10 protein-coding genes, 1 tRNA gene and 1 rRNA gene are annotated in these 16,291 nt (G+C 51.3%); 11 read left to right on the top strand and 1 reads right to left on the bottom strand.

What is annotated here, in order from left to right; genetic code table 11:
* Nucleotides 1–198: 198 nt before the first annotated feature.
* Nucleotides 199–281, top strand: a tRNA-Leu gene (locus AB4Z33_RS27875).
* Between the two features lie 134 nt (nt 282–415).
* On the opposite strand, the gene AB4Z33_RS27870 is transcribed toward AB4Z33_RS27875, so the two are convergent.
* The gene (locus AB4Z33_RS27870) at nt 416–913 is read right to left on the bottom strand and encodes a DinB family protein (RefSeq protein WP_442053028.1); all 498 of its coding nucleotides are present in this window, start codon (nt 911–913) and stop codon (nt 416–418) included.
* 205 nt (nt 914–1,118) lie between these two features.
* On the opposite strand from AB4Z33_RS27870, the gene AB4Z33_RS27865 reads away from it, so the two are divergent.
* The 10 genes from AB4Z33_RS27865 to AB4Z33_RS27820 all read left to right on the top strand — a co-directional run.
* Nucleotides 1,119–2,024, top strand: a complete 906-nt coding sequence (locus tag AB4Z33_RS27865) for an alpha/beta hydrolase (RefSeq protein WP_442053027.1) — start codon at nt 1,119–1,121, stop codon at nt 2,022–2,024.
* 142 nt (nt 2,025–2,166) lie between these two features.
* The gene (locus AB4Z33_RS27860) at nt 2,167–3,951 is read left to right on the top strand and encodes a cache domain-containing sensor histidine kinase (RefSeq protein ID WP_442053026.1); all 1,785 of its coding nucleotides are present in this window, start codon (nt 2,167–2,169) and stop codon (nt 3,949–3,951) included.
* The gene (locus AB4Z33_RS27855) at nt 3,926–5,566 is read left to right on the top strand and encodes a response regulator (protein WP_442053025.1); all 1,641 of its coding nucleotides are present in this window, start codon (nt 3,926–3,928) and stop codon (nt 5,564–5,566) included. Before AB4Z33_RS27860 ends, AB4Z33_RS27855 begins: the two co-directional genes overlap by 26 nt.
* A gap of 77 nt (nt 5,567–5,643) precedes the next feature.
* Nucleotides 5,644–7,161 (top strand): ABC transporter substrate-binding protein, encoded by a 1,518-nt coding sequence (locus AB4Z33_RS27850; protein WP_442053024.1) that lies wholly within the window; start codon nt 5,644–5,646, stop codon nt 7,159–7,161.
* Nucleotides 7,162–7,249: 88 nt separating this feature from the next.
* A complete protein-coding gene (locus tag AB4Z33_RS27845) occupies nt 7,250–8,185 on the top strand; it encodes an ABC transporter permease (protein WP_442053023.1) in 936 nt (311 codons plus the stop codon).
* Nucleotides 8,186–8,196: 11 nt separating this feature from the next.
* Nucleotides 8,197–9,081: a carbohydrate ABC transporter permease gene (locus AB4Z33_RS27840; RefSeq protein ID WP_442053022.1), complete on the top strand. Its 885-nt coding sequence runs from the start codon at nt 8,197–8,199 to the stop codon at nt 9,079–9,081.
* A 28-nt stretch (nt 9,082–9,109) separates the two neighbouring features.
* Complete coding sequence (gene bglX / locus AB4Z33_RS27835) at nt 9,110–11,671, top strand: beta-glucosidase BglX (RefSeq protein WP_442053021.1); 2,562 nt, start codon at nt 9,110–9,112, stop codon at nt 11,669–11,671.
* Nucleotides 11,664–13,931: a beta-glucosidase gene (locus AB4Z33_RS27830; protein WP_442053020.1), complete on the top strand. Its 2,268-nt coding sequence runs from the start codon at nt 11,664–11,666 to the stop codon at nt 13,929–13,931. The genes bglX and AB4Z33_RS27830 overlap by 8 nt, the downstream gene beginning before the upstream one ends.
* A 19-nt stretch (nt 13,932–13,950) precedes the next feature.
* Nucleotides 13,951–15,894, top strand: a complete 1,944-nt coding sequence (locus tag AB4Z33_RS27825; protein ID WP_442053019.1) for a beta-N-acetylhexosaminidase — start codon at nt 13,951–13,953, stop codon at nt 15,892–15,894.
* 298 nt (nt 15,895–16,192) lie between these two features.
* Nucleotides 16,193–16,291, top strand: a 16S ribosomal RNA gene (locus tag AB4Z33_RS27820); the annotation flags it as partial.

Raw genomic sequence — 16,291 nt, 5'->3', positions numbered from 1 at the left:
GTGTGTAGCTGACGAATACTAATCGGTCGAGGGCTTATCCTAAAGAGCTTATATGGTCCATACAACCTGTAGGCAACAGCTAAAGTTCAGCAGCAACATCTTTCGTATCCAGTTTTCAGGGCGCAATGCCTTGAATTCAATGGTTGTGTCTTTTCTGAAGTCATTCAGGAAGCAGAATCATGGAAAAACACTTACCATGCGCGTATGGCGGAATTGGCAGACGCACCAGACTTAGGATCTGGCGGGCGACCGTGGGGGTTCAAGTCCCTCTACGCGCACCATACTTATCAAACTCAAACCATGCTAAGCATGGTTTTTTTTGTATGCAATCATCTAAATACAAACAGTCGCAGAGTACCGGCAGTCATCCGGTGCCCTGCGACTGTTTTGCGTGAACCGAAGTGAGTAACTTAGTTCATTGGGTTTCCTCGTCGGCCGAGGGTCCGTAGACGCCCGGGACTGGAATATCAAGAAGTCGAAAGTATACCCCGAGCTGCGCCCGGTGGTGAATCATGTGGCTTAATCCGAAGGTGCGGAGCGCGATTGCCCGCGATTCACGGCGGATGATATGGTTGCCGTGGCGCAGCGTCCATTCCGCGCTGAGTTTCTGCTCGTCGCATTCGGCGAGCAGCTTCTCCACCTTGCCGACGTTCGCGTCGAACTCGGCCAGAACGTCAGCGGGTTTCTCCAATGGCTCCCGCCTTCGCGGCAGGGTGGAAAGATCGAGCTCGGGGTACTGAAGAATCGCGATTTGCCAGTTCAGAAGGTTTGTAAGGTGCGTGGCCAGTCCTCCTAGCGTCATCGATTTCTCGTGGGGCTTCCAAGTCATATGCTCTTCGGGCAAGCGTTCCAGAATACGGCGTGTATTGGCCAGTTCATGCGCTGAATCGCCGACGATTAGTTGTTTGTACATGAATGCATCTCCTCCCATATGGACAAGCATACAATAAATTCCCGTTATGTGGAAAGCTCTAGTCTCGGTCGTATGATGTTTTGTCGTTCGGTGCGGATAAGAGTCGAGAAAGTGTTAGATGAAGGTCGGGAAATGGATAGAGACTATATTTTTCAAGCGATATGATAAAGGGGGAAGTTATTTGATTTAGGGGGATAACCGCGCTATGCGAACTTTTACACGAAGCTTATGGGATGATCGGCCCGATGTTACTCTGACGGGTTACCTGCTCCATAACTCAAGCGAGTATCAGACGGACAAACGCCGTCCGGCTGTTGTCATTTGTCCAGGGGGCGGTTATCTGATGACATCGGATCGAGAAGCCGAACCTGTAGCAATCCGATTTGCAAGTATGGGATATCAAGCTTTTGTGCTTCGCTACTCGACTTATGCAAAAGGAGACACGCTGGGCAGCTTGCATATGACAGAACCGCATGGATCGCATTATCCTCAGCCTCTATACGACTTGGCCAAAGCGCTTCAGACCGTTCGGGCGCATGCAGACGAATGGCTGATTGATCCAGAGCGGATCGTCGTAGCCGGGTTCTCCGCGGGCGGGCATTTGGCAGCGTCTCTTGGCGTACATTGGCATGAGCCTTTCCTGCAAGAAAAGCTGGAGACCGAAGACATAAGCTGGAAGCCCGATGCGCTTGTTCTCGGTTATGCCATAACGGATTACGTTTACATGAGGGAACAATTCAGCAAAACGCCGCATAGATGGCCCGAAGGATTTTTTGACGTCTCCAATCTTGCTGTATTCGGAGTTCCAAGGCCAACCGAGATCCAATTGGAGGAGCGTTCTCCGGTCCGTTACGTGTCCGAGAAGACGCCGCCTTCTTTTTTGTGGCATACAGCCGATGACCACATCGTATTCGCGGCAAACTCATTGCGGTTTGCGGCTGCTCTTGCCCAGCACAAGGTACCTTACGAGCTGCACGTATTTGAATCGGGGGTTCACGGCTTGTCCATGTGCGACGAGACGACGGCCGTCGATGATACCCAGTTGAATGCAGAAGTGGCGGTTTGGTTCGATATGGCAGCAAAATGGCTGAAAAAAAGATTCAACCTATGAGCATTAGCCGCAATGTGGCTAATACATTCGCGATAACTTAAATAAATAGCCGGACAATCGGCAAACTATGTTAAACGGGAGAATAGAGTCGAACCGTTTGATAACAAAAACAAAATTCATAGTTCCGACAGGGGGAATGAGCGTGTTTGGCAGTTTAACGACAATCCCTTGGAGATCGATAAGGGTCAAGCTGGTGCTTRGCCTTCTATGCATTACGCTTCCTCTGATTGCCATGCTGATTTACAACAACCGATACAGCGTGGATGTTATTCATAATCAGGTCGCTAATTCGAATAAAAATTTGGTTTCCGTCTACATGAAGCAAATAGACGACCAACTCTCCGAGGCAGAGCGTCATATGATGGGATTGATGCTCACAGATTTCAACTTGCTGACGATGGGCGAGGCGAGCTCGGATGATGCTTACGTCATGGCCAAGAACAGCGTGAATCGCAGGCTGGCTTCCGATCTTATCGTATATCCTTATATCGACGGTTTTTTTGTATATTCAATTACTAAGCACGATATGGTGGAGGTTTCACGGAATGAACTCAGCTATAACGAGCTGATGAATCTTCGCAAGACGCTGGTGGAGAAAGTGATGGGACTGAACGAGCAGCCTAAGCATCAGAATGCGGAGTGGTCCGTTCAGACGATTAACGGCGAAAGCTACATTTTACGTTTGTTTGGCGAGGGCGATATTTTCATTGGCGCATGGGTGAAGGCGGAGTCGTTGCTAGAACCGCTTCGCGTTATGGACATTGGAGATACGGGTTCAACGCTGATTGTAGATTCGGCTGGAACGACATTGTTCAGCACGCGCGAGTTAGCTGATGAAAGACTTGATTTTACGGCGGGGTTCGAGCATTACTACTTGTCGGGTACGAACAAAGATTATCTCGTCGTAGGCGAATCGTCGCAAAAGGGGAACTTCAGTCTAGCTGCTGTCGTCCCGGACAAGCTTATTCTTGAAAAACTGCCTTATCTAGAGAAAGCGGCGGTTATCGTTCTTATGATCGCCCTTGTGCTGCTGCCGCTAAGTTTCTGGTTTCTCCGCAAGGTGCTGCTGCTGCCGCTGCAGAAGATGACGATGGCTATGCGGCGAATCGGTGAAGGTAATTTCAACATGAAAATCGAGGAAAGCCCGGTATCCGACGAGTTCCAGCTGGTGAACCGAACGTTTAACCAGATGATCTCGCAAATCGAGGAGCTGAAGATCCATGTATACGAGGAGCAGCTTAGCAAGCAAAGGGCAGAGATGAAGCATTTGCAGTTGCAGATCAACCCGCATTTTTTTACGAACTCGCTAAATATCGTATACAACTTGGCCCAAGTGAAGCAGTATGAATTGATTCAGGAAATGACGATGTGTCTCGTTCATTATTTCCGTTACATGCTCCAAAGTAATCATCCATTCGTGCTGCTAAGGGACGAGTTGCAGCATGTGCGGAATTTCTTGCGCATTCAGCAATTGCGTTTTCCCAATCAATTGAGCTGCGTGATCGAGGTGCCAAGCTATCTTCAGGATACGCCTATTCCTCCGTTATTGCTGCAAACCTTCGTAGAGAATACGATCAAGCATGCCGTTCGCATGGAGCATCCGATCGTACTGACGATTGAGGCGGTGCTGGATGAGGAGTCGGAAGAACCAATGGTACTGCTTACGATCCGAGATAACGGGAACGGTTTCTCGGAGGAATCGCTTGAGAGCATTCGGTCCGGCAAACAATTAGTGGATGATAAAGGGGAGCATTTCGGCTTGTGGAACGCCAGAGAGAGGCTGCGGCTGCAATACGGGGAGCAGTCATGGATGGAATGCTACAACGATGATCCGCAAGGGGCGGTCGTCGAAATCGGAATTCCTCTGCGCATAGAAACCGGCAGAAAGGAGGAGAGGGGCATTGCGTCAACTTTTGATCGTGGATGACGAGCTTATTGCCGTTGAAGGGCTGAAATCAGGCGTGCGCTGGGAGGAAATCGGCATTAGCCGTCTGTTCACCGCCTTTAGCCCTAGTCAGGCCAAGGAAATTTTTCAGGCGAATCAAGTGGATATACTTCTGTGCGATATTGAAATGCCTCAAGGAACAGGGCTGGAATTGCTGGAATGGGTGAGGCAGCATTATCCCGCGACGGAGACGATATTTTTGACCAGCCATGCCGACTTTCAATACGCGAAGCAAGCAATTCAGCTGGGAAGTCTGGATTATTTGCTTAAACCGATTCCTTATCGGGATGTCGAAGAAGCCGTGAAGCGAGCCATCACCAAGCTCGATCAGGAAAGCAAGCTAAGCGAATTCAGCCAATACGGGAAATATTGGGTGCAGCATCAACCGCTTCTCGTCGAACGTTTCTGGCTTGATATATTGAATCAATCGATTCCGAGCGTTGCGAAGGCGATTGGGATAGCGGCGGAAGAGCGGAACATCCCCTATTCGCAAGAGATGACTTTTTTGCCGGTCTTTATTCATATAAGGAGATGGCATAAAAAGATTACGATACGCGAAGAGAAAATCATGGAATACGCGATACGCAAATCGGCCGAGGAAATCGTGCTGAACGAGCTGGAAAGCGGATTGTTGATCACTCTTGGCGATAGCTGCATGTTGGCTCTCCTAAGAGGAGAACTGGAGGACATGGCGGACAAGACGAAGCTGAGATCTGCATGCGAGACGTTTACCGAGGCGTGTCAAACGTATTTTTATGCGGGAGTAACCTGTTATATAGGAGAAATTACGCAAGGTCATCATATGGCGGAGATGGTTCTTAAGCTGCGCAGACTCGATTCGAACAACGTTGCGCACGACGAGGGCGTCTTCTCTCTGCAAGATGCGCAGTCTTCGCTCCATGGGAGCTTGCCGCACGATATGGGCTTGTGGGCCGTACTCCTAAAAGAGGGCACAAGCGAGCAGCTGTTGAAGGCGACGGAGAGCTACATTCATAATTTGGTCTTATCCAATCAATTAAATTCGGAACTGCTTCATCAGTTCGTTCAAGATTTTCAGCAGATGGTCTACTACGAGCTTCAAGTGAAGGGCATACAGGCGCATCACTTGTTCGGCGATGAAGCTTCCAAGGCGTATTACACCTCCGCTACCCGTTCGGCCACCGATGCTTTGGTCTGGATTGCGCATATTGTAGACAAGTCTATTTCATTCCTATCGACGATTGATCAATCTCAAAGCGTGACGGACAAGGTGAAGGCTTATATTCACGAGCATCTTGCGGAAGACCTGTCGCGTGAAGAAATCGCGAATTACGTTTATTTGAATCCGGACTATTTGACCCGAATATTCAAGAAAGAAACCGGCATGTCGGTGTCCGATTACGTGCTGCAGCAGCGGCTCGGGATGGCTGCAGGCTTGCTCGTCAATACGGAAATGTCAGTCAGCACGATAGCAAGCAAAGTAGGGTATGCGAATTTCTCGCATTTTTCCCGCATGTTCAAAAAGTACATGGAGCTTAATCCGATGGAATATCGGAGCACGTATCAGCAAGAGCGTCCGGCAACCGAAAGTCGAGAAAGTGACAGAGATAGGTCGTAATCGGAGCAGAGAGGCAGGCCTCGACATCGTACAATAAACTCAGAAATAAACATTACACGTAAAGCGGGGGAGAACAGATGAAAAAAACGATGTCAGGCGCCATCGCGCTGCTCATGTGCTGTGCTTTGATCTTATCGGCATGCGGCAAAGGAAACGACGGCAGCAATAACGAAGCCGGCAAGGGCAATCAAAGCGAAGACAAGATCGAGGAAATTACGATAGCTTTTCCTCTCGTCACGACTTCACCGAAAGATCTGCAGCTCGTTGAAGACCAGATTAACCGCATYGCCGAAGAAAAGATCAAGACTCGCGTCAAATTTTTGCCGATTAACGGGGGCGATTGGGTACAGCGCATGAATCTGATCTTCAGCGGAGGCGAAGCGCTTGATTTAACGTATGTCGCTGGCGGCATGTACAGCAATATGGTTGCAAAAGGACAGCTTATTCCGCTGGACGAGCTGCTCACGCAGTATGGTGAAGGCATAATGTCCTCGTTAGGCGAGAAATATGTCAATGCAACCAAAGTTAACGGCAGCATCTACGGCGTTGCTACGCTGCGCGATTTGGCGGGCAGTTACGGTTTGACGATGCGCAAGGATCTGGTCGACAAGTACAACATCGACATTGACGCCATTCAAACGCTTGACGATGTGGCGAACGTATTGAAGACGATCAAGGATAACGAGCCGGGCGTCGTGCCATTAGTTCCGGGCGCGCCAGGCCAATCGTTCCGCGACAACTTCGTTTTCTATGATTCACTTGCCGATAACATGGGCGTCTTGCCGAACCATGACAACGGATTAAAGGTAGTCAACCTTTACGAAATGCCGGAATACAAAGCGTTTGTCGAGCGAATCCGCGAGTGGTATCTGAACGGGTACGTCTTGCAGGACGCGGTAACGAATAAAACGACTACTTTCGAGTTGATTGGCGCAGGCAAAGCATTCTCGTATCTCGCTCTGCAGAAGCCGGGATTCGCGGCGCAGGAAACCAAAGCAAGCGGAACGGAAATGGTAGCGAAAGAGCTGCTCGCTCCGGTTGCGACAACAAGCAATATTACAGGCGCAATGTGGGGTATACCGGCTAACTCCAAAAACCATGAAAAAGCGATGAAGTTCCTGAACCTGATGTATACGGACAAAGATATTGTCAACTTGTTCGACTGGGGCATTGAAGGAACGCACTATGTGAAAGCAGGCAGTGCGGACGATCATATTATTTCGTATCCGGAAGGCAAGGATGCGGCATCGGTCGGTTACAATATGATGGGTTGGATGTTCGGGAATCAATTCCTATCCTACGTGATGCAGAACGACGATCCGGACATTTGGGTCAAGACGAACGAGTTCAACCAAAACGCCAAACCGTCCAAGGCGCTTGGCTTCGTATTCGACGGGACGGCAGTTAAGACGGAATACGCAGCGGTATCCAACGTTGTTACGCAATATAGGCTTCCGATTGAGACAGGCAGCGTAGATCCGGCCAAAATGCTGCCGGAGTTCATCGCCAAGCTGAAAGCGGCGGGCATCGATAAGATCATTGCTGAGAAGCAGAAGCAATTGGACGAGTGGGCAAAAGGAAATTCAGCGCAATAACATACAAACGGATGGAAGAGGTGGCCCGGTCAATTACGCGTTGGCCGGGTTTTATTTTTCCCCGCAGGCTAGGAGAAAGGGAGAGAGCATGGTGAATATGATAATGCGTCAAAAGAGAAAGATTAGTTTTCGCCGGTACATTCCGCTTTACATCATGATGCTGCCGGGTTTGCTTTATCTGGTCATCAACAATTATTTGCCGCTGTTCGGCCTATCGATTGCTTTCAAAGATATCAATTATACGAAGGGCATATGGGGAAGCGACTGGATAGGCTTTCTAAACTTTCGGTATTTGTTCCAAACGACGGACGCTTTCGTTATAACACGGAATACGCTGCTCTACAATGCGGTCTTCATTATCGTCGGGTTAAGCGTAGCGGTCGGCATCGCGATCCTGCTTAATGAAATCAGAAGCAAGATGGCGCRAGGCTTCTATCAAAGCGTCATTCTTATGCCTTTTTTAATTTCTATGATTCTAGTCAGCTATCTCGTATATGCGCTGCTTAGCGCCGATTCGGGTTTCATTAACAACACGGTGCTGCCGATGTTCGGGCTGAACCCGATCTCTTGGTATCTCGAACCTAAATATTGGCCGTTCATATTGACTATCGTTCACATTTGGAAGGGAGCCGGTTATTCCTGCATCGTTTTTCTTGCCGCTATCATCAGCATTGACCGCGAGTACTACGAAGCTGCGGAGCTGGACGGCGCTTCGAAATGGATGCAAATTCGCAAAATTACGCTTCCGATGATAACGCCGATTATTACGATGCTGATGCTGCTTGGCATCGGGCGCATTTTTTATTCCGACTTTGGCCTATTCTACCAAGTGCCTATGAACTCCGGGGCGTTGTACGAAACGACGAACGTCATCGATACTTACGTATTCCGGGGGCTCATGCAATTAGGCGATATCGGCATGTCGGCAGCGGCGGGCTTCTATCAATCGCTGGTCGGCTTCGTGCTGGTACTGGTATCCAATTATACGGTTCGCAAGTTCGATAAAGACAACGCATTGTTCTAGGAGGATTTGAAATGACAAAAGAATATCGCGGCTGGCAATGGGCGTCGCATTTGATTCTAGGTTTGTTCTCGCTGGCTTGCATCCTTCCCTTTGTGTTGCTGTTCATGGCTTCCATTACGTCGCCGGACGTAATCGTGACCCAAGGATACACTTTCTTTCCTTCCAGCTTCAGCCTGGCTGCCTATGAATATTTGCTGCAAAACTCGAAAATGATCTATCATGCCTACGGCATTACGATCATCACTACGGTGATCGGAACGATCGTGAGTCTTCTAATAACTTCTCTGCTTGCCTATCCGTTATCACGCAAGGACATGCCGGGCGGCATGATTCTGTCGTTCATCGTATTTTTCACGTTGCTGTTCAACGGCGGACTCGTGCCTACCTATATGATCTATACGCAAATGTTCGATATCAAAAACACGCTTTTCGCCCAGATCGTACCGTGGCTGCTAATGAACGGCTTTAATGTCTTACTCATGCGGGCGTTCTTCATGAACAGCGTTCCGACGCCCGTTATCGAATCGGCAAGTATCGACGGAGCAGGCGAATTTACGATCTATTACCGTATCGTACTGCAGCTGTCGCTGCCGATTATGGCTACAATCGGACTGTTCCAAGCGCTTGCTTATTGGAATGACTGGAATAACGGTCTCGTGTTCATTACGGATTCCACCCTGTTCAATCTGCAAAATGTGCTCAATCGGATTATGAGCGACATCGAGTTTCTGACGAGCAATAGCAATATGGGGACGGGCAGCATCATCAAGCAATTGCCTAGCGAAACGTTCCGTATGGCCATAGCGGTCATCGGCATTGTGCCGGTATTGATCGCGTATCCTTTTTTCCAAAAATACTTTATCAAAGGGTTGACGATCGGCGCAGTCAAAGGCTAATCAAGACTCGTACTGGGGAGGTTGCAAAATGATTGGATTATGGCATGCGATTGTTGCTACGCCTTCAATGCAAATGAAAATGCAATTCAAAGTTTCGAAGAAAGCGACATATACGCTCGATATAGCGACGGAACCGCTGTCGATACCGATTAAGATAGATTCGCTTGTTGTCGAAGGCAATCAATTAAGAGGAACGGCATCGGCGTTCTGGATGCCGGGCAAAGAGATCGTTGTCCAGCTTGACTTCCACGAGGAAAATTTCGAAGGCAGCATCGATATTCCAGGCCTCGGGGTGCTGCCGTTGCAAGGAGAAAGCGGACGCGGACCTTTCCTGTCCGAAGCGTTGATCGAGGAAATCCGCCCGTATCGGAAGATCGGCGTTCAAGAACGTACGGATGAGGACATTCGATCCGCGGCAGATTCATTGCTGAGGCGCATGTCTTTGGAAGAGAAGGTCGGTCAGATGTTCCAAGTGCTGGCGTCGAACTTCTCGTTCGGCAACTCGGTTGCCAGCGATCCGCCGGAGAAGCTGATCGCGGAAGGAAGAGCGGGCTCGGTGCTGGGCGCGTTCGACGTTAGCCGCGTGTTCCAGTTGCAGAAGATTGCCGTCGAGCAATCGCCGCATGGCATTCCGCTGCTGTTCAACGGCGATATTATCCACGGCTCGCAGACGATCTTTCCCGTACCGCTGGCATGGTCTTGCAGCTGGGATATGGACGCCATTAAAGTAGCCTGCGAGATTGCGGCGAAGGAGGCCAGCGCTTCCGGTACGATGTATAACCACGGACCGATGATCGATATCGGCCGCGACCCGAGGTGGGGACGCGTCGTAGAGGGCGCCGGCGAAGACCCTTATCTGGGAGCACTCATTGCGAAAGCGCAGGTAGAAGGATTTCAGGGCGATTCGCTGTTCGGCGAGGAGACTATCGTCGCCTGCTTGAAGCATTTTATCGGTTACGGCGCAGCCGAGGGCGGTCGGGATTACAATACGGTCGATCTGTCGGAAGCCGCGCTTAGGAACGTGTTTTTGCCGCCGTTCCAAGCCGGCATCGAGGCTGGCGCGGCATCGGTCATGAATGCCTTCAATATTTATCAGGGCGTGCCGGTAGCGGCGAACGAGCCGCTGCTTAAGGGGCTGCTGCGCGAGGAGCTTGGCTTTGACGGCGTTCTTATCTCGGATTATGGAGCGGTCGATGAGATCGTAGCCCATGGCCATGCCAAGGATGTGGAGGAAGCCGCGCAAAAAGCGGTTAGGGCTACGATGGACATTGAAATGGCTACTCGCTCCTACGAGAACTTGCCAAAGCTGGTGCGGGAAGGAAAAGTTGCGGAGTCGTTGATTGACGATGCGGTTCGCCGCATTTTGATTCTTAAATATAAGCTTGGACTGATGGATGATCCATTCCGGTATATTCGTCCTGAGAAGGAGCGCGACTATCATTTCCACGAGAGCCATCTGCAGGCTAGCTTGGAGCTTGCCCGCAAGTCGATCGTGCTGCTGAAAAACGACGGCGTGCTGCCGCTTGCCAAGGAAAGCGGGCGAATCGCGCTGATCGGACCGTTCGCGGACAGCAGGGATCTGCTTGGCCCATGGCAGTTCTCGCGCTTCAGCCATGAGACGGTTACGTTGTATGAAGGGCTGCTGAACAGGGATATACCGGAGAACCGTCTGCTCTATGCGCAAGGCAGCGGCGTTAATGAATCGATTCAAGGCGGAATTGAAGAAGCACTGGCCCAGGCATCGCAGGCGGAGCTCGTTATTCTGGCGCTTGGCGAGAATAGCGATATGTCCGGAGAAGCAGCTTCCCGTCTGAGCCTTATGCTTCCCGAAGCGCAGCAACGATTGGCCGAAGCGATCGTAGAGCTCGGCAAGCCGGTCGTGCTCGTGCTGACGAACGGCCGTCCGCTTGTCCTGGATTGGTTCGAGAACAACGTGAGCGCGATAGTGGAAACCTGGTTCCTCGGCTCGCAGGCAGGGAATGCCGTTGCCGACGTTCTAACGGGCGGATACAATCCATCCGGTAAGCTGACGATGAGCTTCCCGGCGCATCAAGGGCAAATCCCGGTATACTACAATCATTTTCATACAGGAAGACCGCTTACGGCAGAAAATCGAAATAGTAAATATATTTCTAAATATTTGGATGGGCCGAACGAGCCTCTATATCCGTTTGGTTACGGTCTTAGCTATACGAGCTTCGACTTTTCGAACGGGAAGCTCAATCGAAACAGGATAGAGGGCGATGAGAAGCTGACGGTTTCTATGACCGTTACGAATATAGGCGAAGCGGCGGGAGAGGAAACGGTGCAGCTTTATATTCAAGACTTGCACGGCAGCATCGTGCGTCCGGTCTTGGAGCTGAAGGGTTTCCGCAAAGTATGGCTGGAGCCGGGAGCCAGTCTGGATGTCGCATTCGAGATCGGGGAGCGGGATTTGGCATTCTGGTCACCAGCCGTGGGTTATGCGGCAGAGCCGGGCGAGTTTATCGTTCATGTGGGCTCAAGCAGCCGGACGGCTTGGTCGGCGAAGTTCGAATGGACGGCAGTCATGCAGATCCAGGTAGGAGAGGGAGGAAGCGGACATGAGTAAGCAACGAGAGATCAAAGCGCTGATCGGGCAGATGACGCTGGAGGAAAAAGCGGGGCTATGTTCCGGATTGGATACATGGCATACGAAAGGAATCGAGAGACTTGGCATCCCGTCTATTATGGTCACGGATGGACCGCACGGGCTGCGTAAGCAACGGGCTTCGGCCGATCATTTGGGCTTGTTCGACAGTGTTCCTTCAACCTGTTTTCCGTCTGCCGCGGGGGTGGCAAGCTCGTGGAATCGCGACTTGATCGAGCGGATGGGGCGCGCGCTGGGAACGGAATGCCAAGCGGAGAATGTCGCCGTGCTGCTGGGACCGGGCGCGAACATTAAGCGTTCCCCGCTTTGCGGCCGCAACTTTGAATATTTCTCCGAGGACCCTTATCTTTCCACCGAGATGGCTGCCCATCACATTAAAGGCGTGCAGAGCGAAGGCGTAGGGACGTCGCTCAAACATTTCGCGGCGAACAATCAAGAGCATCGACGGATGACGTCCGACTCGATCATCGACGAACGCACGCTTCGTGAAATCTATCTGGCCAGCTTCGAAGGCGCAGTGAAGAAGGCGCAGCCATGGACGGTTATGTGCTCGTACAACAAAGTGAACGGCGAATTCGCCGCAGAGAACGAGACGCTTCTGACGCGCATTTTGAAGGATGAATGGGGGCATGAAGGGTTTGTGGTGTCCGATTGGGGCGCCGTGAACGATCGCGTGAAGGGGCTGGCTGCCGGCATGGAGCTGGAGATGCCCTCCAGCTATGGCGAAGGCGATCGTGCCATTATAGACGCGGTCAATAACGGCAGTCTGCCGGTCGAGAAGCTGGATGCCGCCGTAGAGCGTTTGTTGAAAGTGGTTTTCCAAGCGGTGGACAGCCGCAAGCCGGACGCAGTCCTCGATCCGGAAGCCCATCATCAGCTGGCGCGCGAGGTTGCCAGAGAGAGCATGGTGCTGCTGAAGAATGAAGACGGCATTCTGCCACTGAAGCGAAGCGGCAAGCTCGCAGTGATCGGCGCGCTCGCCAAAGAGCCACGCTACCAAGGAAGCGGAAGCTCGCAGATTAATCCGACTCRCTTGGAAGACATCAACGAGGAATTGACGCGGTCGGCAGGCGCCGGGGCGATACTCGCATACGCTCAAGGCTATGAGCTTGACGGCGACGATGTGAATGAAGCGTTGGCGCGGGAAGCGGTGGAGCAGGCAAAGGCAGCCGATGTTGCCGTGTTATTCGCAGGATTGCCGAAGCGTTACGAGTCGGAGGGCTTCGACCGCAAGCATCTGCGTATGCCCGCGAATCAGGTGGCACTAATCGAATCGATTGCCGCCGTGCAGCCGAATCTGGTTATCGTGTTAAGCAATGGCGCTCCGATCGAGATGCCTTGGCTCGGCAGCGCCAAAGCGGTGCTTGAAGCTTACTTGGGAGGCCAAGCGCTTGGCGGCGCAATCGCCGATCTGCTGTTCGGCGACGCGAATCCGTCCGGCAAGCTGGCAGAAACCTTCCCTGTTCAGCTAAGCGATAACCCATCCTACCTCTTCTTCCCTGGTGAAGGAGATAAGGTGGAATACAGAGAGGGACTATTTGTCGGATATCGTTATTACGACAAGAAAAAGCTGCCGCCTTTGTTCCCCTTTGGCTATGGCTTAAGCTACACAACGTTCGAATACTCGGAGTTATTGGTCGATAAACGGGAGCTTAACGATACGGAAACACTGACCGTATCCGTAAAAGTGCGCAATACGGGCAGCAGACCAGGCAAGGAGATTGTGCAGCTCTACGTCAGTGATGTCGAAAGCAGCGTGATACGTCCCGACAAGGAGCTGAAAGGCTTCGATAAGATAGAACTCGCTCCCGGCGAGGAGAAGACGGTCTTGTTCACGCTGGACAAACGAAGCTTCGCTTACTTCGATGAGGAGGCTGGCGATTGGGCGGTCGAGACGGGCTCGTTCGATATAGCGGTCGGCAAGTCGTCGCAGGAAATGGTTATCTCCGAACGAGTAACCGTTGTATCTACGGCCGTGCGGACAACCGTGTTCCACCGCAATTCGACGGTGTCCGATCTATCGAAGACGGAGAAGGGGGCGGCCTTCGTTCAGCAGCTTATCGGGATGCTGCCGTTCGCCGCCTCGATTGGCGAGGAGCATAAGGAGATGCTTAGAGCTTTTATGGAGCATATGCCGCTGCGCGGTCTGCTTTCCTTCAGCGGAGGCAAGTTTACGGAAGAAAGGCTGGCGCAAGTGTTAGTAGAGTTAAATAAGGACTGAACAGGAAGGGGATGCTTACATGAAAGATACACTACTACTCTATCCGCAGCCTCGCAAGGCGGAGAGACTCGAAGGGAGCTCGGCGCTTTCGGCCAACTTCTCGGTAAGCTGCTTAGGCGCAGAAGCTGAGTCAGCAGCGGGAGCATTGCGCATGAAAGAGCGGCTGGAGACGGCAGCAGTGAATGCAGGTGCGGGTGCGAAGGAAGCGTCGACGGCGACGGAAGTGCGGCTCGGCCGCACCGAAGAGCTGCATCCGCAGGGCTATGTGATCGAGTGGAATGGTGAAGGGTTGCAGCTTTCTTTTAACGAAGTGGAAGGCTTGCACTATGCACTTGTATCGCTGGAGCAATTGATGGCTCGACAAGGACTGGCCTGGAATCACTTCCGAATCGAGGATGAACCGGATTTCCCCGTGCGCGGACTTATGCTCGATATTGGGCGAAATAAAATTCCTAATTTAGATACTATACTGTCTTTGATTGATCGGATGTCCGAGCTGAAGCTTAATCATTTGCAGCTGTATATGGAAGGCTTCAGCTTTGATTATGAAGCATATAGGGACTCGTTCCCGGACGCGACGCCGATCAGCGCGGCGGAATTTCGGGAATTGGATGCTTATGCGAAGGGGAAATTTATCGATCTCGTTCCGAATCAGAACTGTCTTGGACATATGGGGCCTTGGGTAGCCAAACCTGCCTTTGCTGAACTGGCGGAGCATCCTGGGGGGCAACAAACGCCAATCGCCATCAAGCTGCCGCCGGTTACGTTGAATCCGACGGATAAGCGGTCGATCGATTTGGTGAAGACAATGTTCAGCGATCTGCTGCCTCACTTCTCTTCGGACTACGTAAATATTAATCTGGATGAGCCATTCGGTCTTGGAGCGGGACAAAGCAAAGCAAGAGCCGATGAGATCGGAATAGGCAAGCTGTATTTGGAATATGCGGAGCAGGTATTCGACATCGTCCGCAGCTACGGCAAGCGTACCCTGATGTGGGGAGATATTATAACGAAGCATGAAGAAATCATTCCGCTGCTTCCGAAAGATGTAACGGTGTTGGATTGGAATTATGAGGGACAGAAGACGTTCGAGCCTCATTGCAAGCTTTTCAAGGAAAATGGCGTGCCTTTCTATGTATGTCCCGGCACTAGCTCCTGGTCGGCGATTACGGGCAGAGCGGATAATATGATTGCCAACGTATCCGATGCGGCAATTAACGGTAAAACGTACGGAGCCGGCGGTTTTGTCGTAACGGATTGGGGCGATTCCGGCCACTGGCAGCCGATGGCTGCCAGTTATCCGGGTTATGTATATGCCGCAGGAGCAAGCTGGCAAGTTGACGCCAATGTCGGGACGATGGAGCAGGTGGAGCAATACGTATCAGAATGTATCTTGCGCGATCGCAGCGGCGGCATCGGAAAGCTGCTATTGGAGCTTGGACGCTATTACCATCTGGAGCAAAGCACGTTGGAAAATATGACGTATATGAGCTATTTGCTCAATCGCGGTTTGTCTACCAGAGAGAAGCTGGAGTCGGATACGGCTGTATTGGTCAAGCTGCTGGTAGAGATCGGAGGCAGCGGCACACCGTTCAAGCTAGATTACCGCTACAACGAGATGCAGGAGTGGATCAAGCAGCGCGAAAAAGAGCTTGGGCGGGTACAGCTTCAGATCGTGGATGCGGATACGGTCGTCGCCGAATTGGCGAATGCGATCCGTCTCATCGCGCATGGCTCAGGTCTTCATCGTTATATTTACCGCATTGAGCTGCCGGATAGCGAGGCGGAAGGACAGTGGCTGCGGAAGCTGAAGGCTGATCTTGCTTTGATTATTGAGGAGTTTAACCGGCTTTGGCTGCAGCGCAACCGGAAGGGTGGCTTATCCGAGAGCAACCGTAATTTGTACAAGCTGTTGGGGCAGTATGATGAGCGGCTGCGCGAGCTGGAAGCAGGACAGGCGTAGTTGAATGGCTGTTCTTTAGTTCAAGAGTGACTAAGGAACGGCCTGTTCTTTTGAGAGGAATAAATCGACTATTAATTAAATAAATGAATGTATTCATAAAATATATAAAACAAATTTAAAATAATGCTTGCACTCTTATATATAATCATGGTATATTCTAATTCCGGCCGAGAGAAACACACGCCGGACACGAAAGAAAAGATTGTTCTTTGAAAACTGAACAACGAGCGAAACTGCCAGTTAAGAAGCTTCGGCTTCTAACTAAAGCAATACAAAGTAATGAGCAAGTCGAACTACCTTTATGGAGAGTTTGATCCTGGCTCAGGACGAACGCTGGCGGCGTGCCTAATACATGCAAGTCGAGCGGAGTTATTCCTTCGGGGATGACTTAGCGGGG

The organism is Paenibacillus sp. 2TAB19, assembly GCF_052115185.1.
Taxonomy (GTDB): Bacteria; Bacillota; Bacilli; order Paenibacillales; family Paenibacillaceae; genus Pristimantibacillus.
Note: the sequence above shows the minus strand (reverse complement) of the source record. Positions and strands in the feature narration are given on the sequence as shown.